The organism is Microcoleus sp. BR0-C5, from assembly GCF_036705045.1.
In the GTDB taxonomy this organism is placed as follows: Bacteria; Cyanobacteriota; Cyanobacteriia; order Cyanobacteriales; family Microcoleaceae; genus Microcoleus.
The window spans coordinates 1-21,190 of sequence record NZ_JAUBTR010000098.1 but is presented as its reverse complement, the minus strand read 5'-3'; the positions used below and the strand labels follow the sequence as shown (position 1 = coordinate 21,190).

The window sequence follows — 21,190 nt, the reverse complement described above, 5'->3', positions numbered from 1 at the left end:
TTAGTTGTCCTAACCGATAAGTTAGGCTAACCGTCCCTAGATATTTCTATCCATTTGAGTTAAACGAATCGCACTGAATCGGTATTATTGTATCATGCTTGCCGTGAAGAATTAATGTAGGCACTGAACGCATTAATTTTTCTTCACGGTATTGAGCCATATCTGCCAAAAACTGATAATTCAGCGGCCGATAACCTTGTTCGCCGTAGTGGTAAACGGGCAAATATTTCTCAGACTGCCACTTTTCTAACTGTTGCTGTCCCAACAGCGGCATCCAGTGGGAGATAAAGTCAAAAGCCGGTGCTAACAAAACTATTTGCTTTACTGACAATTGTCGCTGGGCCAACCAAGCCGCTGTCAGCCCCCCAAAACTAGACCCAATTATGGTGACTCCCCCTATACTTTTTACATTTTCTGTGGAAGATGGGGAGGATTCGGTGGGCAAAAATTCTGTTTCTATTTGGTTTAATTGGCGGGTGAGAGTGAGCCCCGAAAAATCGTTTTGATTGAGATCGGGAGTTTTTAGGTCAATTTCTAGGTAAGAAAAGCGATTTCGGAAATATTTAGCCTTAGCTGAATTGGGACTTGAAGCAAAGCCGTGTAAATAAATGTAACTCGAATCGTGCTGTAGATTCATCCAAAAAAATTATGAGACATCCCAACTAATTATTTTAACTTAAGATGACTTATTAATTAAAAAAACCAGACACTAACTCAATAAAATATATACTTATATTCGGAATATATTAAGGACTCCCAGGGATTTAAATTCTGTGCTTTGAGAGGGTTACTAACAAAATCAAGCACTCGTCTGGACTTGAAATTGCTGAGCTTTTAGACTGCTTTCCCGAAGAAATCCAGCACTGGGATATATTACACAAAATCTGCGTTTATCGCTGCCTGCATTTATTGGTTTATACCTGCTTAGGAATGAGAATTAAATAACTTACAATGCGTGATGGTTCTTGTGGGATGGGCGTCCCGCCCGTCCAGAAAGGGCGGGTGGGACGCCCAACCCCTACTCCCCACTTTCAAGAGTGTAAATTATTTAATTCGCGATCCTTACAATGAATCGCAGAGTGCGTACTGAACACCCTGCGATTCACTCTAAACTACTCGTCAATTACTGCGGTTTTTGACCGTTTTGCATCCGGTTTTTAGCAGTTTGTCGGCGCTGCTGCATCAGTTGAGCTAATTGGCTACGTTGTTCGGCAGTGAGCACTTCTCGCATTGCGAGTGTAATTTCAAATTGCACCTCTTCCAACTGCTGCCTCAATCCGATTATTTGACGGTGTTTGTCGCGTATTTGGCTGGCATTTTCCGTGCCGGACATCATCGTTTCCAATTCTTGTCTGGCTTGGCGGACTGCTTGCATCCGCTGGGAAACTTGGTCTTTGTAGCGATCGCGCACTGCCTGCATTTGCTGCTTTTGGTCTGCGCTTAAATTCAGTTTCTCGAACATCCCACCTTCCTTGCCACCTCGTGGATTGGGACGCTGGTTTTGGGCAATTGTTTCCGGTTCTAGGGGATTAGGAACTGCTATTGCTGCGGCTGTACTACCGAGAGTCACCATTAAAACGGCTAGGGCAGAAATGCGACGAATTGACATGAAAATTACCTCCTTGATATTACTTATTTGTGGGCGATTGACTGTCAGCACCAGGGCTGAAAGTTAACCAGTCTGTTTGCGAGCGATCGGTCATACTTTCTTGGGGAGAATCATGGAGAACACCCTCCCAGTTAGTAACTAAAAATGCTTCTAACTTAGCTGTTTCCTCATCGGGCAATTGTGCAGTCTGAAACGGACGGTAGCCCGACCAAAAAACTATCAGGCTAGCAGCAATCGCAGACGATAAAGCCCACTTAGAAACAGAGGATATTTTTAACCTTTCATCAGACTTAGCTGAGGCACTTAATCGCGTTTTTTTGCGGTTGGTTTCAGGGAAAACACTCGCCCGATCGCTTTCGATTGCTGCTAGAATTTTTTGCTCTAAATCTGGTACAGCTTCAGGAATATTGGGGCGATTTTGCTTCAAGAAATTAACTAAATCTTGGTCGCTGCTTGGGTTATTCATAGCTCGCTGACACCTTCTTTTTGCAAAAATTGCCGCACAGCATTTCGGGCATAAAACACGCGAGATTTGACGGTTCCCGCAGGGAGTCCCAAAATTTGGGCTACTTCTTTTTGCGGGATGTCTTCTAAGTCGTGCAGCACCAAAACGCTGCGGTGTTCAAAGCTCAATTGCTCCAGTCCCCGCTGCACTAAATCTTGATAGTGCAACTGCATCAAGTCCGATGTGTTATCGTTGAGAATAACCCGATCCATTGTTTCTTGATTTTTGAGTTGGGAGTCAAAAGAATGCTGTTTAGCAAATGCTTGTCTTTGGTCGGAAGCCACATTCCAAGTGATTCGATAAAGCCAAGTAGAAAAGTTTTCCTGGTGCTTGAGTTTTGGCAATCCTTTCCAGACTCGCAGGAATACTTCTTGTGCTAAATCGTCAAGAAGTGAGGGGCCGCAGAGTTGGTAAAGGGTTGACCTGACTTTGTGTTGGTAGCGTTTGTAAAGGTAGCGAAAGCAAGTGCGATCGCCCTTTAGACACTCAGCAACTAAGTCCGAGTCGGAACAGTCATCGGTTAAAACATTGGCTGACACAGCTAACACCTGTGAAGTCTCCCCCACCAGTTCGTTATCTGAAGTGTTTAGACAGGGCGATCGCAAAAAAGGTTCAAAGGATTTAAAATTTTTTTTCGACGAGCCCGCAGGTAGGGAAACGGCACTGCCGTGTGCTGATTTTTCCTGTAATTAACGGGTTCGGATGTGTAAAGCCTGGGAACCCAGATCCAGATTCCCAGCCTTGGTTGAGAAAATGGACGCTCTGACTCGCCCCAGAAGCGTTACTTTTACAAGTGATTGAGAAAAGCTATGTATAGCGGTTCTCAATTAAGTGATGTACAAGTTTAGATTGCATAATTGAATAATGGGGCAATTTACGAATTAATTAAAAAGTCCTCACTCCCCCAATTTAAAATCTAAATCGGTACATCATCTACCTGAGAAAAGCTATAGTAGACTTACCGCTTTTATTAATCTGAGAGTTTGAGGCGATCGCCTGCCTGCGATATTGCTCGATCCAGGATTGAATTGCCAATTTAAATTCAGCTTTTTGTGCGTCTTGAATTCCTTTTGGATCGAAGCGATCGCAATAATGAATTTCAATCAACAATGCTAACTCTTCGAGACAATATAACTCCGGTTTTTCTTTTTTTAACCTCTCGATCCAATTTTTAAAAGACTCAGAAGGAGGGCGAATCAATCCAGAATCATTTAACGCCTGTTCGATCAAATAAAATTCCGATTTCGGACTCAACGAATTTTTGTTATAAATAGCTTTTAGCCAGCTTTGTTTCTTAGATAAAAGGCGTACATTTTTCTTAAAATTAGGATTACACCTCCAAAAAAATATTAATCCCAGCAGGATGACTCCCCCATACTTCAATCCATTGCTACCTGATAAATATCGCAACCCCAGCAAAATTTTGTAACTCAATAGCGACCATAAATCAGAGATAAATGCCCCTGGGGGAGCAGCAGCATCCTCCATGCTTTCCCAATCAGAAGGCGTCGCATCAAAAGCTTGCCATTTTCCCGCGATATAAGCCAAAGTCCAAGCATGAGCATGGCGACTTCTTACAATATATTGGTTCTCCAAAGAACTAAATTCGTGAACAGAATATCCAACAGCATAACGGGCAGGAATACCGAGTTTTCTCAGGAGAAGTGTCGCAGCAGTAGCAAAATATTCACAATGTCCAGAGCGAGTGTTCAGTAAAAATGTTGATAGAGGCGTAGCATCATTATCTTGGCCCCTAAGCTTCAGTGAATAAACGAAATTTTTTAGGAAAAACCACTCTATTTTATCTAATATTTGTGGTGGAGACTGGCCTTTAATATCCATTTGGCTGAGGATTTTATTCAGTGCCGCCATTTCTGATTTTGGTATTTGCAGGTCGTCTTCTGTAGGCGGGCTATCTACAGAAAAATTATTATTAAAGTAGCTTCGATAAGCCAGCCTATCAACTTTTCCCACAACTTTAATTGTGCCATATTTATTTTTTTCCATCTGACTGACAGGCAATGCGTCAATTTTAAAAGTTCCATCTGGCAGCTTTAATAAACCTTGGTTGCCTTGGAGTGTAGCCGAAATAGTAATGCTTGATGGATTCGGTAGTTGGTCGCCTAAATCCCAAGTTGTGCCATTAATCTTTGGTTGTACGGGAACAAAGTTAGGATTTAAGGCGAGCCACAGTGAAGAGTTGTAGCGATTATAAGTGGCTTCTCTTAGCAGTCGGGGAGGAGTCTGTTTAGCTTCAGGAGTAACTCTAAAAATAATTTCATTTGACTGTTTTAATAATCCCACTGACCCGATGTTCGTTTGTTTTTTCAAAAAATCTGTTTCTTGAGAATTCCCATTACTAAGCCATGAGATTGCTTGCTGTTCTACTGCTAGGTGAAGTTGGTGCAGACCCATCTGTCCTATAAATCCTATACTGCCAGCAATTAACATCAGACCCAGCCAGAGAATAGATGAAAATCTTTTCGTTCTCACAGACCACAAAGCAATAGCTGTTAAGACAAATATCCCAGCATAAAAAAATATCTCTCTACTATTCGTCGCACTAGCGGATAGCAGACAACAGATAAAATATGGATAATTTAAATTCACCATCAAGGGGTTAAGTGGTGCTTTTTTTGTGGCCTTGTTTAGCCACAAAAACATTAGGCGTATATCCAGACTTTCCTTGACAGAATATACCTGAGCAGCTACCAGTGGAAAAAATACACCAGGAAGCCACTGCAACAAATTATATATCAAGTAAATAGAGCGGTTGGCGACCAGGAGATAAACCAGCAAACAGCACAAAAAAATCAGACATAAATTAGCAATGCGCCTAAAATCACTAGCTGAAAAATCCCACCGATAAGGCAACCAGTTAGCTGCCTCTAAAATCAGAGCAATTGGCACCGCAAAAAACCATAGTCCCGTCTGCCAGCCCCAAAAAAGTACACTAACACCCAAAAGAAACACTGGCATTTTCATAATTTCATTAACTCCTCTTGTATTTGACCTAGCTTTAAAATATGGCAGCTTGTTAAGTCATCTTTAATCAACTCTAAATTTAAGCTATCTAATTGAGCGTCTGGCTCTGTTAAAATTAAAACTAAGCTATGGATACCGCGACTTATCAGATAATTTACTAATCTTTTTCTAGGTTCGTCCCAACACAAAAATATACAAATACAACCGCTTAGCAGAGAGATTTTTTCTATCAAAACTGAGGTGAGCGAGTCAAAAGCTTTATCCTGACAGGCACCAACAGAGGCGAGAATTTCTAGCATTTTTTCAGTAGAGTTCAGCCCTCTGCCAAAGGTAAAACAATAAGCTTCTTGAACGACGAACATCAAATCCAATAATGATTCTTGAGTCTGAACTTCATAGGATAATGAAGCAGCAATTGAGATTGCCTCTTCTAAAATTTCACTATATTTTACACTCTGAAATGTATCTAAAATTAAGGCGTGCCTCACAAAAAATTCATCCTGTTCTTCTTTGACAATTGGCTTACCTGCTTTTGCCCAACTTTTCCAGTGAATTTTGCGTAGCGAATCTCCCTGTCGATAATCCCGCAGAGACCTAAATTCCTCGGAATCTCCTACGGATGAAGCTAATGTTACGCCACCTGATTGATATCTTCTTGAGCCAGGAAGCTGAATTGGTGGTAAATGATATAGTTTGGGTAAAATTAACATAGATTTGGGCAAGGAAATTGTTTTACAAGCATTCCAAATCCCAAAAGGATCTGACCTAGTAACTGTTAGACCAGTCAGGCGGATAACACCTCTGTAGGACGGCGTAATTTCACATACCACTTCTGTTTTGCTATTGGGTGGAAGAGGAGGCAATTCTATGGCTTTAGCTGTGGCGCATTGTTTTCTAGAAATCAGCCACAGCCAACGATAATAGCCAAAATATTTATCCAATGAAGTGCGCTGTTCTTCACCGGGTTCAGGTGTTTCTATAAATTCTTGAAAGCTTGGGTATATGTCGGCAAAATTTTCCCCCAATTTCAGGTTATTTTGACTCTGGCTAGTTTTGTTATGAATGACAATACGGTATTTTAAAGTGACTCCAACAGTTGCAAACTTTGGCAAGAACCGTACTGCATTGAAGCGGAAGCGAAAAAATCTACTGAAAATTATGGCTATTCCTATAATTGACAACAGGAAAGTAAAGATTTGATAGGTCAGGGTCTGATTAGTATCTAATCCTAAAACCCCCGCTAAAAGCGTGCAGCTAAGCACGGCTAACCCATTGTTAGTCAATCGCTTTTTTCGCGATCGATTTACACGCGCACCGAAGCGAAAAATAGCGTAGAAAACACGTTTCATTTTTTAGGCGGGTACAGGAATAGATTTGATAATTTCTTCAACAACACCTGGGGCCATTCTACCAGAAAAACGCGCTTGAGGTTCCATGACTAGGCGATGAGCGATGACTGATACCGCCTGTTCTTGAATATGTTCTGGCGTAACAAACTCATAGCTATCGAACAAAGCTAATGCTTGAGCAACTTTCATTAAAGCTATGGAAGCTCGGGGACTCGCCCCTAGTTGTACGCCTTCGGCTGAGCGAGTTGCATTCACGATATCTACGATGTAACGTTTCAATTCTTCACTAATTCTAACTTGCTTTACCTGCTGTTTTAAGCTAATTAAATCCTCTAAATTAACGCAGGTTTGAAGTGTATCAATAGGATGTTGATGGATTTGTTCTCCGAGCAGGTTAACTTCATCTTCGGGCGAGATGTATCCTAGACTAAATTGAACTGCAAAGCGATCCATTTGGGCTTCAGGAAGTGGATAAGTGCCACGAGATTCTACTGGATTTTGAGTAGCAATGACAAAAAATGGGTCTTTAAGTTTGTGCAAATTTCCGTCAATGCTGACTTGACATTCTGCCATTGCTTCTAGGAGAGCGGATTGGGTTCGCGGTGATGACCGATTGATTTCGTCAGCCAAGATAATATTAGCAAAAATAGGACCTTCGTGGAAATGAAACGTGCGTTGATTGGGGTCGAGCATGGATATGCCCAAGATATCGGATGGCAAAAGGTCAGGTGTAAATTGAATGCGTTTAAAGGTGACATCGACAGATAAGGCTAGGGCTTTAGCTAGGGTAGTTTTACCTGTACCGGGATAATCTTCTAGGAGGACGTGCCCGCCACTCACAAAGGCTGACAGCAATTTCCTGATTGCTGCTGATTGCCCTTTCACCACTTTTTGAATGTTGTTGGAAATCCTTTGATAAATTTCTCTGCCCGATTGAGCGTGATTTTCTGTAATTGCTTTATCCATTATTTATTCTGTTCGTAGCGTTCGGTTAATGTCCCGCTGATTGGCTTGTGCCGATCGATTTAAATATTTACAGCATTTTTCCAATATGTATAAGTTTTTAAACCAATACTTTTTTGATTTTCATTATATATCTCATCCAAACACCTGAAAAGAGCCAAAGCATAATTTTTCAATCCCAACTCTGTCAAACTTGTGAGAATCCTAGTCAGCCGCAGGTAGTTGTGATTAAATTGTTCAATCCACTCTCTTTTTCTTGACAAATATTCTGGGGACTTGGCAATTACAATTTCTGCGTTTTCCCCTTCGCGGCATTCCAACCCGTAAAACGCTAGCATGACTTTTAGAGATTTGACTAAGCGATTTCTCAACTCTTCACTTGTTCTAAAAGCTTGAATCACCTCATCATTTAAAGTAGGAGCACTGGCATTAAAGCGGCTCTTTTCTCTCAGGGGAAACAGCCATTGAATGTAATTGTGCACGGATTCCAGCTTCTGGTAATCCCACGACCAAATATCCTCGATCGCCCGACCTTGTGAATCAGGCTGCTGACCGAGATAGAATGCTAAAATTTTGTTTTGTTTGGTTGAATTACTCATTAATCCCTTTACGGGCGGGCAAGATGCCCACCCCACAATAAAATTTAATTTTTCTGTGGAACAGGCATCCTGCCTGTTCTGGAAAATGGTGCAATCTCTGAATTTTAAGCGACTTTAGGCTGCTTCGCCAGGGGTTTAAACCCCTGGCTGCTTCCCCCGCTTTACCGCAGAGTCACAAACTCTTCAGCAGTCGATGGGTGAATGCCAATAGTCGCGTCGAAGTCTTTCTTAGTAGCTCCCATATTAACAGCGATCGCCATTCCTTGAATAATCTCGCCCGCGTCTTTCCCAACCATGTGCACGCCCAAAACTCTGTCTGTATTAGTTTCAACAACTAACTTGACAAAAGTCTTCTCATCTGCACCTGTCAAAGAATGAAACATCGGTCTAAACTTGGCTGTATAGCACTTAATTGATTCGGGAAACTTGACTTTAGCCTCCTCTTCTGTTAAGCCAACTGTAGCTGCTTCCGGCTGCGAAAATACTGCTGATGCAACATTTTCGTGACTGATCGATCTGGGGTTATTACCAAATTCAGTATCGGCAAAAGCACGACCTTCAGCGATCGCAATTGGCGTTAAATTGATGCGGTTGGTGCAATCTCCGACTGCAAAAATGTGCGGCTGGCTGGTGCGGCTATCTTTGGTAACTGCGATCGCACCTTTATCTGTTTCTACGCCCGCATTTTCTAAACCCAATTTTTCTAAATTAGGCTGACGCCCGGTAGCGCACAACAGCGCGTCTACTGTCAAAGTTTCTGCAGATTCTCCAGACAGAGTTAATTTTAATCCTTCTGGAGTTTTCTCAATTTGTGCGATCGACCTTCCTGTCAAAATGTTTATTCCATGCTTGGTCATTCCTTCTTGCACGTTGGTGCGAATTTCTTCGTCAAAGTAGTTCAAAATTAAATCGCGCCGGATGATTTGAGTTACTTGACTTCCTAACCCGTTCATAATGCAGGCAAATTCAACACCGATGTAGCCGCCGCCCCAAATTGCCAACCGTTTTGGCTGCTCTTTTAGGAGGAATATTTCGCGAGAAGTAATCGCGTGTTCTATGCCGGGAATTGGGACTCTTTGCGCTTCTCCGCCGACAGCAATTAAGATTTTAGCTGCTGTGATTTTTCTGTCATCAACTTCGACGGTATGGGGGTCAATAAATTTGGCGTATCCTGAGATTAATTCGACTCCGGCTTTTTCAAGAAAGCTGATGTGCAGTTTGCTCAGCCGCCGCACTTCTGCATCTACGGTGGTGACGAGTTTTTCCCAGTCGAAGCTGCTTTCTACTGGACTCCAGCCGTAGCCGATCGCATCTTCGTAAAGGTGCGAAAATGTTGAGGCGTACACCATGAGTTTTTTGGGGACACAGCCGCGAATTACGCAGGTTCCGCCTACTAAGTCATTTTCGGCGATCGCCACTTTTGCTCCGTAGGATGCTGCTCGCTTGGAACTCGCTAATCCGCCGGAACCCGCACCTATCACAAACAAGTCGTAATCGTATGTCATAATAGTCTGTACTTTCCTATCTCAGTTTTACGGTTTTTGCGCTTTACTTTTTTTAATGATATCTCAAAAATTTTTGGTTTTTTTGGGGGTCAACTACTTTACTTCTTCCGTTTGACATGGTATTATTAAATAATAGAAATCTGGGCGTTAATTTTAAAATTACTCACACTTCCATTATTAGAGTATAGCACAAGCAACTCGCTAGAAATATATAAAAATGTAACTATTTTTAGGCGGCCGCCGATGAGGAAATTGGTAATTGTAAATTGCTGGTTATCGCCGATTCTCTATCCCCCTAAATCCCCCTTAAGAAGGGGGACTTTGATCGGAATCTTGTCCCCCCTTTTTCAAGGGGGGCTAGGGGGGACTTGGCATAATCGCAGCGACAGAAGACTCATACTATCCTAACCTATGGGAGCAAAGACGGGGATTGCCAGTACAGTTTTTTGAGCTTCACAAATCATGGATAATTGCTATATTATAAACATAAATTAATTCTCGGGCTAGCTTTATGATCGATTGGCTTTTGCTCTGGGGAGTGACGCAAGGAGTCGGCATTCTCGTTCAACCTATCTTAGAAGACTTGATCAAAGACGGCGCGAAGGATTTTGCTAAAGATTTTTTTAAAGATTCCCTGAAAAACGTCTTATTAGGCGAAAAAGACCCGCGAAAAGTCGCAGCGGGCAAAGCAATCAAAAAGTTTTTGGAGTTGGTGGAACAGCAGTTGAAAATTGGCGGACTTTCCCCAGAGCAAAGAAAGCTGTATATTAAAGATGTTAAACAGTTTATCAGCAACAAGTCTGTTAAGGAAATTTTGGGCAAGGCTTTTGAGAGCGATCGCGAATCTCTCGATGCACAACTTCTCGAACAAACCTGGACTCAACTAGATTTAACTTCTTTGCCGCCAAGATTTAAGTGGCAAACCATCGCCAATCAGTATCTCGCAGAAGTTCAAGAAATTCTCTTTGACTCAAAAGACTTGCGCGATATCTTGAATGCTCAAAATCTGGATAGCATTCAGAAAAATACTCAAGAAACGGCGGGGATAATCCCCGATTTTGACTTGAGGCAATATCAAGAAGCTCTGTGCGAGCGTTACAGCAATCTCAATTTAAGCAGCGTCGATCCCAATACCTACGATTATCGCGCAAAGCTGAAGGTTTGGGAAATCTTTATTTTCCAAGATGTGCGATCGATTTACGAATCATTTCTGCCCCAAGCTTACGAAATTCCTAAAGAACATCAACGGTGGCTGCAAGACAGCAATCAATTAGACGCGATCGCACTTGAAAATTTAGAGAAATATCGGCGCGGTTATTTTTCGCAGCCGATCGTATCGGTGTTAGATGTTATCAATGACAAGCAAAAGTATCCCTACATTGTTATTTTAGGCGATCCGGGTTCGGGCAAGTCTACTCTGTTACAAACTTTAGCATTAAACTGGGCGCGATCGCCCTTAAATAGCGTGACATCTCTGCCGATTCCGCTGCTAATAGAATTGCGGACTTACATTCGCAGCGGCGAATCAGGACATTGCAAGAATTTCCTGGAATTTTTCCATCAAAGTCCCGGTTCAATTTGTCACTTGAATCAGCATCAATTGCAGGAACAGCTTAAAGCAGGCGACGCTTTGGTGATGTTCGACGGGTTAGATGAAATTTTCGATCCCGGGAAACGAGAAGATGTAATTACGGCGATTCATCGGTTTACCAATGAGTATCCGCGCGTGCGAGTGATTGTCACGTCTCGGATTATTGGTTACAAACCTCAACGCTTGCAAGATGCAGAGTTTCATCACTTTATTCTCCAAGATTTGAATGCGGAACAAATTCAGGATTTTGTTCGCCGCTGGCACGAATTAACTTTTACTGATGCTGTGGAAAAAGTGCGAATTCGCGATCGCATGGAAAGAGCATTAGCGTATTCATCAAGGATTCGAGATTTAGCGGGGAATCCGTTATTGTTGACGATTATGGCGATTTTAAATCGCGGGCAAGAATTGCCGAGAGACAGGGCGGAACTTTACAATCAAGCTTCGCGGGTATTGCTGTATCAATGGGATGTGGAAAGGTCTTTAGTAGAGGATAGCAGGCTCGATCCGAAAACTATTGATGCTAAAGATAAGCAAGCAATGCTGCGGCGAGTCGCTTACAAAATGCAAGCAGCACCTAAAGGGTTGGCTGGCAATATTATTAGTGCGGAAGATTTGGAGAATACTCTGACAGCATATCTGAAGAATAAAGATTTCGATCGACCGAAAGAGCGGGCAAAGTTGATAATTAACCAACTGCGAACTCGCAACTTTATTTTATGTTATTTGGGTGCGGATACTTATGGGTTTGTGCATCAAAGTTTTTTGGAATATTTCTGTGCGTCGGAGGTGGTGGAAAGGCTTTATAAGACACCAGAAATTTTACTGGAGGAGTTGAAAAACGAGGTTTTTGGCAAGCACTGGGAGGATGAATCTTGGCAGGAAGTTTTGTGCTTGATTGCCGGATTGATTCCTGGAAACTTGACCGGGAAATTGATTGAGTTTTTGATTGGACAGGATGGGGAAGCCCAAAAGTTCCGCAATCTGTTTTTGGCGGCGAAGTGTTTGAATGAGGTGAGGGATAGAAAAGAGATTGCTGGGGTGGAGAGTCAATTGCTTGAACGCTTAAAAGAGTTAACCAAGTACGACCTCAATGACTATTATGAGGCTTCTAAAGAAGAGGAAACGCTAGTTTATACAATGCGCACTCAAGCATTAAGTGCGATCGCCTACACTTGGAAAGATGAGCCAGAAACCTTACCTTGGCTCAAACAACTGGCTAAGTTTGATGAGAATTCGGATCTGCGACTTGCAGCAGTCCTAGAATTAGCAGGGGGGTGGAAAGATGACCCAGAAACCTTACCTATCCTCAAACAAATGGCTCAATTTGATGAGAATTCAGATCTGCGATTTGTAGCAGTCCAAGAATTAGCAGGGGGGTGGAAAGATGACCCAGAAACATTAGGTTGTCTCAAACAAGTGGCTCAATTTAATGATAATAATACTGTGCAAATAGCAGCACTCCAACAAGTAGCACGGCGCGGGAAAGATGATCCAAAAACCTTACCTTGGCTCAAACAGCAGGCTCAATTTAATGATAATAAAGCTATGCAACTTTCAGCAGTCGGAGAATTAGCATTGGGCTGGAAGAATGACCCAGAAACATTACCTTGGCTCAAACAGCAGGCTCAATTTAATGATAATTATACTGTGCGGTATGGAGCATTCCAAGAATTAGGACGGGGGTGGAAAGATGACCCGGAAACCTTACCTTGGCTTAAACAACTGCCTCAGTCGAATCATGATCCGATTGTGGCATTTTTAGCAGTCCAAGAATTAGGACGGGGGTGGAAAGATGACCCGGAAACCTTACCTTGGCTCAAACAATGGGTTCAATCTGATGATAATTATGCTGGGCGAGTTGCAGCAGTCCAAGGATTAGCACGGGGGTGGAAAGATGACCCGACTACTTTACCTTGGCTCAAACAACTGGCTCAATCAAATGATGATTCGTGTGTGCGGCAACCAGCAGTCCAAGAATTAGCAGGGGGGTGGAAAAATGACCCGGAAACCTTACCTATCCTCAAACAACTGGCTCAATTTGATGATGATTCGGCTGTGCGACGTACAGCAGTCCAAGAATTAGCACGGGGGTGGAAAGATGACCCGGAAACCTTACCTTGGCTCAAACAACTGGCTCAATCTGATGATAATGGGGATGTACGAGGTGCAGCAGTCGAAGAATTAGCGCTGGGCTGGAAAGATGAACCAGGAATATTTGAATGGTTGGGCCATATTGCTATCAATTATCCTTTTGAACGCAAGTCCAAATTCCAACTTAATCCCAGACAAACAGCACTTGAAATCATGCTCAAGCAATACCCCGATCGCCCAAAAACTTTAGAAATACTTAGCGATCGATTTGCCAACGATCCAGATGAACAAGTCCGCAAATTTGCCCAGGAACAATTGGCAAAATTAGAGAAGCTGTAATCTAAACAAAAAAAGTATCAACAAATTATGCTAGTTCAAGAAATAGTATAATTAATATCAAATAGTTCTCGGAAACAACCACTATGCAAGTCACGACCGAAGAAATTATTTATCCATGCAGCGACGGTCAACCAATGGCAGATAGCACAATTCAATACAAATTAATTGTCAAAATCAAAGAAGGTTGCGAATCGCTGTTTAAGAACGACCCAAACGTGTTTGTAGCAGCCGATTTACTGTGGTATCCAGTTGAAGGTAGACCAGACATTTCTCAAGCACCCGATGTCATGGTAATATTTGGCAGATCAAAGGGCGATCGACGTTCCTACCTGCAATTTAACGAAGATAATATTGCTCCCCAAGTTGCGTTTGAGATTCGCTCTCACAACGACAGACAAACCAAAATGTACAAAAAACTTTCATTTTACAATCGCTATGGAGTCGATGAATATTACCTTTACGATCCCGAAAACAACGATTTGAGCGGTTGGCAAAGAATTGAAGGAAACTTAGAAATAATTGAGCCGATGGAGGGCTGGGTAAGTCCGAGATTGGGAGTGCGATTTGAGTTGGGCGAAGCTGGGTTAGAAATATATCGACCCGATGGACAAAGGTTTCTTTCATATTCGGAATTGGAGGAACAAGGGGAATTAAACCGCCAGCGTGCAGAACAGGAAGCTCAAAGAGCCGAACAAGAAGCTCAAAGAGCCGAACAAGAAGCTCAAAGGGCCGAACGTTTGGCAGCAAAACTGCGCGAATTGAACATCGATCCTGAGAGCATTTAAGGGACAAATTGTTTAATTTAGGGCTTACCCATCAAGACCACAGAAACCGGGTTTTTTATGATTTATGGGCGCTGTAGCGAATGATTTTCGTGAAAAAACCCGGTTTCTCACCACCCTTGTGTAAGTCGCATAATTACAACTTGTCCGACTTGTTTAAAGTCGCCAAGCAATCTCCATTCTTCGGGATTGGTTCACTCCAATCCGCTGCATTTGCAATGAGCCCTGATACTGAAATTAGCCTCCAAACGATCGCCCTGACCGCCGCCAAAACCGATAAGAAGTGTTAAGTTAGTAGTTAGTTGTGTCGATCGCACAGAAAAAAAATGCCTGAACTACAAACCGATACATACCAAGACCTCGACCCGCAAGTCCTCTCAAAGCCCGTTGTTGTCGGTCTGGAAGAGGTAACAAAAGTTTACGGGATTGGCGACCTGGAAGTTCGCGCCTTAAACGGCGTCAGCTTGACGGTAAGACAAGGAGAATATTGCTCGATTATGGGCGCATCGGGTTCCGGCAAATCTACAGCTATGAATATTATCGGCTGTCTCGATCGACCTACGAGCGGCAGTTACTACTTAGACGGCGTAGATGTCGCCCAAATGCCCGAAGGAGAATTAGCCGGAATTCGCAATTTAAAATTAGGTTTTGTATTCCAACAATTTCACCTATTGGCTCAATTGACAGCATTAGAAAATGTCATGTTACCGATGGTTTATGCCGGCATTCCCGCAGCAGAAAGACGGGAACGGGGAGTAGATGCTTTAACGAAAGTAGGCCTGGAAAGTCGGCTGCAAAACAGACCGAATCAACTATCAGGAGGACAGCAGCAGCGCGTAGCCATTGCTAGGGCTATTGTCAACCGTCCCGTGTTGCTGCTGGCTGATGAACCTACAGGTGCATTGGATACAAAAACTACTCAAGAAGTAATGGATATTTTTACCGAATTCAACGAAAACGGCATGACTGTTGTTATGGTAACGCACGAACCGGAAGTGGCGCGCCAAACTCGCCGCGTTGTCTGGTTCCGCGACGGTAAAGTTATTCACAATAATCTCAACCCCGCAGAGCTTTCACACGCTGTGTTTTAGTATAAGAGTCGGCATAAGAGTCGGCGATTGAAATCGCTTCTAGACAAACAAAGTCCGCCTACGCGGACTGAAGAATTAAGAGGGTATCAGTCCTATGCAAGAGGACTTTAGCTATTAGACAGGGGTTTTCAACCCCTGGCGGACTAATAGACAAAACACCTGATATCTGCTTAATGAAAAGCACTCGGAAAAGCTTCCCACACTCGATCGACAAAATCTCTAAGTTGCCGAGATGCGATCGCACCATCCTTTTGGTCAGAGTCCCGAGAGTGCAACTCAGTCAACAGCGAAATTACCTCAGTATCCACCGCCGCCCGAAACAAACTCAGCGGCCACAGTAAATCAGCGCCATCACGCAAATCGGATAAAGTGTATTCTTCCAACCATTGCTCAGATAAATCTTTCCCTGACAATAATACAACTAACATTAAAGGGCGCACCCAACAAATTTGACGTGCCTCAACCACTTGGATCACCTCTGAATGCAGGCACGCATCTCCACATTCTAAACTGACAATTTGACCAGGCTTAAAGTTCAAAGCACAATCCATTAATGCTCACACTTAATACAGACATAACAAAGGAGCGAAATAGGTGCTACATCTCTCTACAGCACCCGAAAACATTATATCATAATTTCTTTTTCTTTCTTCTTTCTTCCTTCTTCCTGACATCCGTTATATGAATTCCGGTTGAATTGGAATGATTAAACCGCAGAGGACACAGAGAACACAGAGTCAGATAACAGAGAGATGAATAATTCCGATGCTACCGGATTTGATATTACATCCGTTACATCCGTGGAGCGAATCCGTTGCCGAACTTCCTTTGCTACCGGATTTGATGTTACATCCGTTACATCCGTGGAGCGAATCCGTTGCCGAACTTCCTTTTTCTCAACTTTCATCAAGCTTTTTAAGAGCCATTTCGAGATCGGCAGTCAACAATCGTGCTTCTTTTTTACCGCCGCCACCATTGGCATAATCCGCCACGCAAATCGGAGAACCGATCGCAATTTTTACCTCAGAACCCCATTGAGGAATGCGCGGGCGATAGCGAATACTCATCGGTACAATTTTCACCCCCAAACCCGGTTTGCTCAACTCTGCTTGCATTGCCAAACGCGCCAATCCCGGCTTAATCGGATGAACTTCGCCATCCTGAAAAATACCGCCTTCGGGAAAAATCACCAACATTTCCTTGTCGAGGAGTAGTTCCACCCCATAACGGAGACTGCCAATTGCCGGATGCTTGAGATCCACAGCAAACCCCCCCAAATGTCTGATGAACCAACCTTGCAGTCCTTTGACCTCATCAGAAGTTACCATAAACCGCAAATCGCGTCCAGTCACCTTCTGTCCAGTTGAATAAGGCATCATCAGGGCATCCCACCGGGAGCGGTGCGTAGGAGCTAAGATGACAGGCCCGTCTTTCGGCAAGTGCTCCTGTCCGGTTATCTCAATCTTGCCAAAATGAAACGGTAGGACAACATAGTGACCTAGCGGATAGAGCAAGGAGGTTAACCAAGGAGAAACGCGAGAGGTATTAGATGCTACCTTGGCAGGCATTGGCTTCACTAGAGATGATTTACTGGACTCAACGGCGATCGTGGCGGTGTGGGGCATAGCAATTAAGCTGCTTTATCGAGATCTAAAGTCTAAAGTAAGGTGTTGGCTAAATCTTTAGTTTTTAGGTCGGGACACTTTTGCTATTGGCCTTGTGCCGATCGGGCGATCGCGCCCGCAAGAGATAATCTCTAACAGGTAAAACCTCAGCCAACCAGACAGCACTAATACAGAGCCGTCGGCTGCCTGGAAAGCTTTATCGGGCAATTACGGATCTATTATTTCAGCTAAAGGGTCAATTTCGATTAAACCTCGGCCCGAAGAAAGTAAAAAATTTTACCTGTTAATTTTTCCGGCGCGCTTCAAACCAAAAAAGCAACTGATCGCGGCAAACAGACTCCATAATACCGCCGAGCACCTCTAAGCGGTGAAACGAATGCGCGCTATCTGGAATATTAGCCGCAGTCCGAATCGTGCCAGTTTTCGGGTCATCTGCTCCGTATACCAGCAGACGAATCCGAGCTTGGACGATCGCACCAGCGCACATCGGGCAAGGTTCCAGCGTTACATAGAGCGTGCATTGGTTAAGATGCCAGTCTTGCAAAACTTTGCCGGCCGCCCGCAAAGCCAAGATTTCAGCGTGAGCAGTCGGATCGCAATCTCGCTCTCGCCGATTTTGCGCTTCGGCAATCAATTTGCCAGTAGCGTCAACAATTGCAGCACCCACGGGTACTTCACCAGCATCACCGGCTGCTTGCGCCAATTCCACAGCCCTAGTCATCCAGCGTTTGTGAATAAAATAAGTAGTCTCACTAATAGACAACGGCTCAGCTTTACAATTCACGTCATACCTAAGTAACAGAAAAACTTAAGATCGATAAAGAAAGTTACATTACAGCTTAATCGAGAGTCTTTAATTATGGACACCACTACGATTACCACTGAAATTGTTGAGCTGTTGTGCCGCATTAGTCGGCAAAAGCTGCGCGAACAAGATATCACTCCTTTGGTAGTGTTTCTGACTGCTCTGATTTCCATCCTGCGCGGAGTGATGATTATTGACAGGACGATCGCAGTTGAAGAAGAAGAACGGCTGCAAAAGACTCTCAAAGCCTTTGCCAGCGGCGACCGCGATCGGGTAGAACTAATTCAGCGCCTTGTCAAAGGAGTATCAAAACAGCAGGTTTACTTCAACCCCACGGAATTGCTAACCCTGACAGCTTTGTTCTCAGAATCAGAAAAACTGTTGCTCATCGGTTCCGGCTACGAAATGTCAGCGGCCGACGGACACATCGACTTGCGGGAGCAAATGTACCTACAGTCGATCGCAAATCGGCTCGGCCTCGACTCCAGACACATTGCAGTCATAGACACTTTATTTACTAAAGAAGGAACCCTCGACTCAGAAGCTTTTGCCGAAGTTCAAGCTTTACTCGATCCCAGCGAATTCGAGTCCCGCGATCCGGTATTTGGCAAAGCAGCAAAGCACTTGCTGAGTATTTTACTCCGCCAATAATCCAGCCCCTATAAATTTTTGGGCAGTACAAAGTAGTGAGAGAGGATTTCGAGGATTTGACGCTGTTTCCATTGGAGATGGGAATTGGGCGCTCTTACCTACCAAGAGCGCTGCACGGCGTATGTTGATCAAAAACCTGGTTTCGGCCTAAGTCCCGCTTGATTTTTTTTTGCAAGAGTCGATCGACCCTGGTATCCCATTGAACCGAATGCCTCTAAAATCTAAAAGCGACTTGTCGCTGCCTTGATTGACTCAGCTCAATCTCAAATCTCAAATTGATTGATTATGCAAATTGAATGGCAAACCGCCAAAACCTACGAAGACATTCTCTATCACAAAAGTGGTGGCACCGCCAAAATTACCATCAATCGACCTCACAAACGGAACGCTTTCCGTCCCAAAACCGTGCTGGAACTTTGCGATGCCTTTACTGATGCCCGTGAAGACACAAAAATTGGCGTTGTCCTGTTCACCGGTGCGGGGCCTCATACAGACGGCAAATACGCCTTTTGCGCCGGCGGCGACCAAAGCGTGCGGGGTTCGGCGGGATATGTAGACGAAGGTGGCATACCCCGCTTGAACGTGCTCGACTTGCAGAAGTTGATTCGATCGATGCCCAAAGTTGTAATTGCTTTAGTTGCAGGCTACGCAATTGGAGGGGGTCACGTTCTGCACTTAATTTGCGACTTGACGATCGCTGCTGACAATGCTATTTTCGGACAGACCGGCCCCAAAGTCGGCAGTTTCGACGGTGGTTTCGGAGCTAGCTATCTTGCCAGAGTTGTCGGCCAGAAAAAAGCCAGAGAAATTTGGTTTTTATGCCGCCAGTACAGCGCACAGCAAGCCCTAGAAATGGGTTTAGTCAACTGCGTAGTGCCCGTCGAACAACTCGAACTAGAAGGGATTGAGTGGGCTCTTGAAATTTTAGAAAAAAGTCCGATCGCGATTCGCTGTTTGAAATCCGCTTTTAATGCCGATTGCGACGGTCAAGCCGGTTTGCAAGAACTGGCGGGAAATGCCACTTTGCTGTACTATATGACCCAGGAAGGCGCCGAAGGCAAACAAGCCTTTTTGGAAAAACGGCAACCTGATTTTAGTCAATATCCTTGGCTACCATAACTGGATGGAAAAATCAGTTTTTTTTTATGCGCTCATATTAAAGTCGATGCTGCTGATTTTTATGAGTTAGTAAAGCCAAATGCACCCGATCGTCCAAAAGTGTATGTATTGATACCAGTTCCCAAAAAGAATGAAACTGCTTTGCCAGATGCAAACCATGATAGCGATCAGTGATTCCCCAATCGAAAATCGAAAATGGTATTAGCTATCCTGCTGCCGACTAACTAAACTGAGACTGCTGCTGCCGATTTTTCGGTTAACGTTGTGCCTGTAAGCTGGCAGGCATGGCGCTCGGAAAGAGTGACGGCGGCATCCTGCAGCGTCAGAGTCGATTCTTGCCACATTCCAATTTCTTCTATGTTTTCCCAAGATGACCTAAAAGGCGAAACCGCTAAAGCACAAGCTTTCCAGTGACTTTGAACCGGGCCGCTTAGTAGAGCGCAAACACCCCCGCGTCTGCCCTCAGGGGTATAGTGACGGCAGTGACCACAAGCTGAAGTTAAAGGTGAAGTTAAGGAGGTTTGCATAAAAGTTCTTAGGGAAATCATTTTCATCTCTAATTCTCCTTTGTAGAGCTAGCCGGTTTTAGAGCATCCCAACCTTTATGCTGTCTGGGTTGTAGCGATCCCCGGAGCATAAATAAATTTTATAATTTATTTATAATCTCGTTATATATAGAAACAATTAGCTCTGTCGCTGCTCATTGTATAGGTAAAAACACAGGTTAAAAGTTTATAAAGCCGTTAGGGATCAAGAAAAAGTACAAATGCCAAACCAGTATGATAGGTTACAAATAAGCGGTAGCTGAGAATACAAAAATTGGCTGAGAGTGTCGGTAAGCAGCCTCCGGGAAACAGCAACAATTAAGTTTTCCAATGAAAATGAAAAATAGCTGCAGGCGAGCGAGCCCCTGTTGCATTGACGCCAAAAGTAGCTAATCATAAAATAGGCAAGTTTTCAACTAAAACAGCAGGAGTCCCGCACTCTAACGGTACTCCGTTGAGTGACGGGAGGAATGCGCGTGAGGCTCAAGAGCTGAACAAATTATCTATAAACGCAACAGAATTTATTCAATACGTGATACACTCTTGTCATGAAACAAGTCCTGACAGTATCTTGCAAACTTCAAGTAACGCCTGAACAGTCCCTCAAACTTGATGCGACCCTTCAGGCGTTCGCTAATGCTTGTGAATACGTGAACCAAACTGTGCCGCCAACCCTGACAAATGAATTGGCGATGCAATCTTTGGTATATCACGATGTCAGAGATATGTTTGGACTTTCGGCACAGCTAGCAATCCATGCTATTAGACGGGTTTCTGGCAACAGAAAAACAGCTAAAAAAGATGGGAAGCCAGTCATCCGCTTTGCTCCTACTAGCGTCACTTACGATACCCGTATCTTTTCTTTTAGGGAAAAAGATTGGACAGTAAGTTTGACCACTACTGGTGGTAGGGAAAGGTTTGTATTGGCTATCGGGAACTACCAACTTGGATTATTGAAAGGTCAAAACCCCAAGACTGCTACTTTGTGCAAACGCTCTTATGGTAGTTACTATCTTAATATTCAGCTTGAATC

At 43.7% G+C, this 21,190-nt stretch carries 18 protein-coding genes and 1 pseudogene; 6 read left to right on the top strand and 13 right to left on the bottom strand.

The genetic code is table 11. From position 1 onward, the window contains the following. Nucleotides 1-46: 46 nt before the first annotated feature. From QUB08_RS28690 to gor, 9 genes are all read right to left on the bottom strand, one after another. Complete coding sequence (locus tag QUB08_RS28690; RefSeq protein ID WP_333229274.1) at nt 47-637, bottom strand: YqiA/YcfP family alpha/beta fold hydrolase; 591 nt, start codon at nt 635-637, stop codon at nt 47-49. Nucleotides 638-1,123: 486 nt separating this feature from the next. Further along, complete coding sequence (locus QUB08_RS28685; RefSeq protein WP_333229272.1) at nt 1,124-1,609, bottom strand: Spy/CpxP family protein refolding chaperone; 486 nt, start codon at nt 1,607-1,609, stop codon at nt 1,124-1,126. Between the two features lie 19 nt (nt 1,610-1,628). Then, nucleotides 1,629-2,075: a hypothetical protein gene (locus QUB08_RS28680; RefSeq protein WP_333229270.1), complete on the bottom strand. Its 447-nt coding sequence runs from the start codon at nt 2,073-2,075 to the stop codon at nt 1,629-1,631. Then, on the bottom strand, nt 2,072-2,662 hold the full coding sequence (locus QUB08_RS28675) for a sigma-70 family RNA polymerase sigma factor (RefSeq protein WP_333229276.1): 591 nt from the start codon (nt 2,660-2,662) through the stop codon (nt 2,072-2,074). Before QUB08_RS28675 ends, QUB08_RS28680 begins: the two co-directional genes overlap by 4 nt. Before the next feature lie 385 nt (nt 2,663-3,047). Next, on the bottom strand, nt 3,048-5,093 hold the full coding sequence (locus tag QUB08_RS28670; protein WP_333229268.1) for a transglutaminase domain-containing protein: 2,046 nt from the start codon (nt 5,091-5,093) through the stop codon (nt 3,048-3,050). Between the two features lie 2 nt (nt 5,094-5,095). Then, on the bottom strand, nt 5,096-6,448 hold the full coding sequence (locus tag QUB08_RS28665; protein WP_333229267.1) for a DUF58 domain-containing protein: 1,353 nt from the start codon (nt 6,446-6,448) through the stop codon (nt 5,096-5,098). 3 nt (nt 6,449-6,451) lie between these two features. Continuing rightward, nucleotides 6,452-7,414 (bottom strand): MoxR family ATPase, encoded by a 963-nt coding sequence (locus QUB08_RS28660; RefSeq protein ID WP_333229265.1) that lies wholly within the window; start codon nt 7,412-7,414, stop codon nt 6,452-6,454. A 59-nt stretch (nt 7,415-7,473) separates the two neighbouring features. Next, nucleotides 7,474-8,010, bottom strand: a complete 537-nt coding sequence (locus QUB08_RS28655) for an opioid growth factor receptor-related protein (protein WP_333229263.1) — start codon at nt 8,008-8,010, stop codon at nt 7,474-7,476. A 161-nt stretch (nt 8,011-8,171) separates the two neighbouring features. After that, nucleotides 8,172-9,515 (bottom strand): glutathione-disulfide reductase, encoded by a 1,344-nt coding sequence (gene gor, locus QUB08_RS28650; RefSeq protein WP_333229261.1) that lies wholly within the window; start codon nt 9,513-9,515, stop codon nt 8,172-8,174. A 511-nt stretch (nt 9,516-10,026) separates the two neighbouring features. Between gor and QUB08_RS28645 the strand changes: the two genes are divergently transcribed. The 3 genes from QUB08_RS28645 (at nt 10,027) to QUB08_RS28635 (ending at nt 15,412) form a co-directional block, all read left to right on the top strand. Then, nucleotides 10,027-13,539, top strand: a complete 3,513-nt coding sequence (locus tag QUB08_RS28645) for a HEAT repeat domain-containing protein (RefSeq protein ID WP_333229259.1) — start codon at nt 10,027-10,029, stop codon at nt 13,537-13,539. Between the two features lie 83 nt (nt 13,540-13,622). Further along, on the top strand, nt 13,623-14,324 hold the full coding sequence (locus QUB08_RS28640; RefSeq protein WP_333229257.1) for a Uma2 family endonuclease: 702 nt from the start codon (nt 13,623-13,625) through the stop codon (nt 14,322-14,324). Between the two features lie 323 nt (nt 14,325-14,647). Continuing rightward, complete coding sequence (locus QUB08_RS28635; RefSeq protein ID WP_333229255.1) at nt 14,648-15,412, top strand: ABC transporter ATP-binding protein; 765 nt, start codon at nt 14,648-14,650, stop codon at nt 15,410-15,412. Nucleotides 15,413-15,582: 170 nt separating this feature from the next. Here QUB08_RS28635 and QUB08_RS28630 read toward each other — a convergent pair whose 3' ends face one another. From QUB08_RS28630 to tadA, 3 genes are all read right to left on the bottom strand, one after another. Then, nucleotides 15,583-15,951, bottom strand: coding sequence for a hypothetical protein (locus QUB08_RS28630; RefSeq protein ID WP_445300963.1), 369 nt, complete (start codon nt 15,949-15,951; stop codon nt 15,583-15,585). Between the two features lie 357 nt (nt 15,952-16,308). Continuing rightward, the gene (locus QUB08_RS28625; RefSeq protein WP_333229252.1) at nt 16,309-17,037 is read right to left on the bottom strand and encodes a lysophospholipid acyltransferase family protein; all 729 of its coding nucleotides are present in this window, start codon (nt 17,035-17,037) and stop codon (nt 16,309-16,311) included. 283 nt (nt 17,038-17,320) lie between these two features. Continuing rightward, nucleotides 17,321-17,821 (bottom strand): tRNA adenosine(34) deaminase TadA, encoded by a 501-nt coding sequence (gene tadA, locus QUB08_RS28620; RefSeq protein ID WP_333229250.1) that lies wholly within the window; start codon nt 17,819-17,821, stop codon nt 17,321-17,323. A 75-nt stretch (nt 17,822-17,896) separates the two neighbouring features. On the opposite strand from tadA, the gene QUB08_RS28615 reads away from it, so the two are divergent. Both QUB08_RS28615 and menB read left to right on the top strand, forming a co-directional pair. Beyond that, the gene (locus tag QUB08_RS28615) at nt 17,897-18,493 is read left to right on the top strand and encodes a TerB family tellurite resistance protein (RefSeq protein WP_333057766.1); all 597 of its coding nucleotides are present in this window, start codon (nt 17,897-17,899) and stop codon (nt 18,491-18,493) included. A 285-nt stretch (nt 18,494-18,778) separates the two neighbouring features. Continuing rightward, nucleotides 18,779-19,612, top strand: coding sequence for a 1,4-dihydroxy-2-naphthoyl-CoA synthase (gene menB, locus QUB08_RS28610; protein WP_333229248.1), 834 nt, complete (start codon nt 18,779-18,781; stop codon nt 19,610-19,612). Between the two features lie 224 nt (nt 19,613-19,836). Here menB and QUB08_RS28605 read toward each other — a convergent pair whose 3' ends face one another. Next, nucleotides 19,837-20,139 carry a hypothetical protein gene (locus tag QUB08_RS28605; RefSeq protein WP_333229246.1) on the bottom strand — a complete coding sequence of 101 codons (303 nt, stop codon included), beginning with the start codon at nt 20,137-20,139 and terminating at the stop codon, nt 19,837-19,839. Between the two features lie 566 nt (nt 20,140-20,705). Here QUB08_RS28605 and QUB08_RS28600 point away from each other — a divergent pair. Then, nucleotides 20,706-21,190 (top strand): annotated as a pseudogene (locus QUB08_RS28600) (RNA-guided endonuclease InsQ/TnpB family protein); the annotation flags it as partial.

Excerpts from the sequence above, each read along its gene's own strand:
- QUB08_RS28690 (WP_333229274.1), bottom strand. The coding sequence starts at position 637 with ATGAATCTACAGCACGATTCGAGTTACATTTATTTACACGGCTTTGCT.
- QUB08_RS28685 (WP_333229272.1), bottom strand. The coding sequence starts at position 1,609 with ATGTCAATTCGTCGCATTTCTGCCCTAGCCGTTTTAATGGTGACTCTC.
- QUB08_RS28680 (WP_333229270.1), bottom strand. The coding sequence starts at position 2,075 with ATGAATAACCCAAGCAGCGACCAAGATTTAGTTAATTTCTTGAAGCAA.
- QUB08_RS28670 (WP_333229268.1), bottom strand. The coding sequence starts at position 5,093 with ATGCCAGTGTTTCTTTTGGGTGTTAGTGTACTTTTTTGGGGCTGGCAG.
- QUB08_RS28665 (WP_333229267.1), bottom strand. The coding sequence starts at position 6,448 with ATGAAACGTGTTTTCTACGCTATTTTTCGCTTCGGTGCGCGTGTAAAT.
- QUB08_RS28660 (WP_333229265.1), bottom strand. The coding sequence starts at position 7,414 with ATGGATAAAGCAATTACAGAAAATCACGCTCAATCGGGCAGAGAAATT.
- QUB08_RS28655 (WP_333229263.1), bottom strand. The coding sequence starts at position 8,010 with ATGAGTAATTCAACCAAACAAAACAAAATTTTAGCATTCTATCTCGGT.
- gor (WP_333229261.1), bottom strand. The coding sequence starts at position 9,515 with ATGACATACGATTACGACTTGTTTGTGATAGGTGCGGGTTCCGGCGGA.
- QUB08_RS28645 (WP_333229259.1), top strand. The coding sequence starts at position 10,027 with ATGATCGATTGGCTTTTGCTCTGGGGAGTGACGCAAGGAGTCGGCATT.
- QUB08_RS28640 (WP_333229257.1), top strand. The coding sequence starts at position 13,623 with ATGCAAGTCACGACCGAAGAAATTATTTATCCATGCAGCGACGGTCAA.
- QUB08_RS28635 (WP_333229255.1), top strand. The coding sequence starts at position 14,648 with ATGCCTGAACTACAAACCGATACATACCAAGACCTCGACCCGCAAGTC.
- QUB08_RS28625 (WP_333229252.1), bottom strand. The coding sequence starts at position 17,037 with ATGCCCCACACCGCCACGATCGCCGTTGAGTCCAGTAAATCATCTCTA.
- QUB08_RS28615 (WP_333057766.1), top strand. The coding sequence starts at position 17,897 with ATGGACACCACTACGATTACCACTGAAATTGTTGAGCTGTTGTGCCGC.
- menB (WP_333229248.1), top strand. The coding sequence starts at position 18,779 with ATGCAAATTGAATGGCAAACCGCCAAAACCTACGAAGACATTCTCTAT.
- QUB08_RS28605 (WP_333229246.1), bottom strand. The coding sequence starts at position 20,139 with ATGCAAACCTCCTTAACTTCACCTTTAACTTCAGCTTGTGGTCACTGC.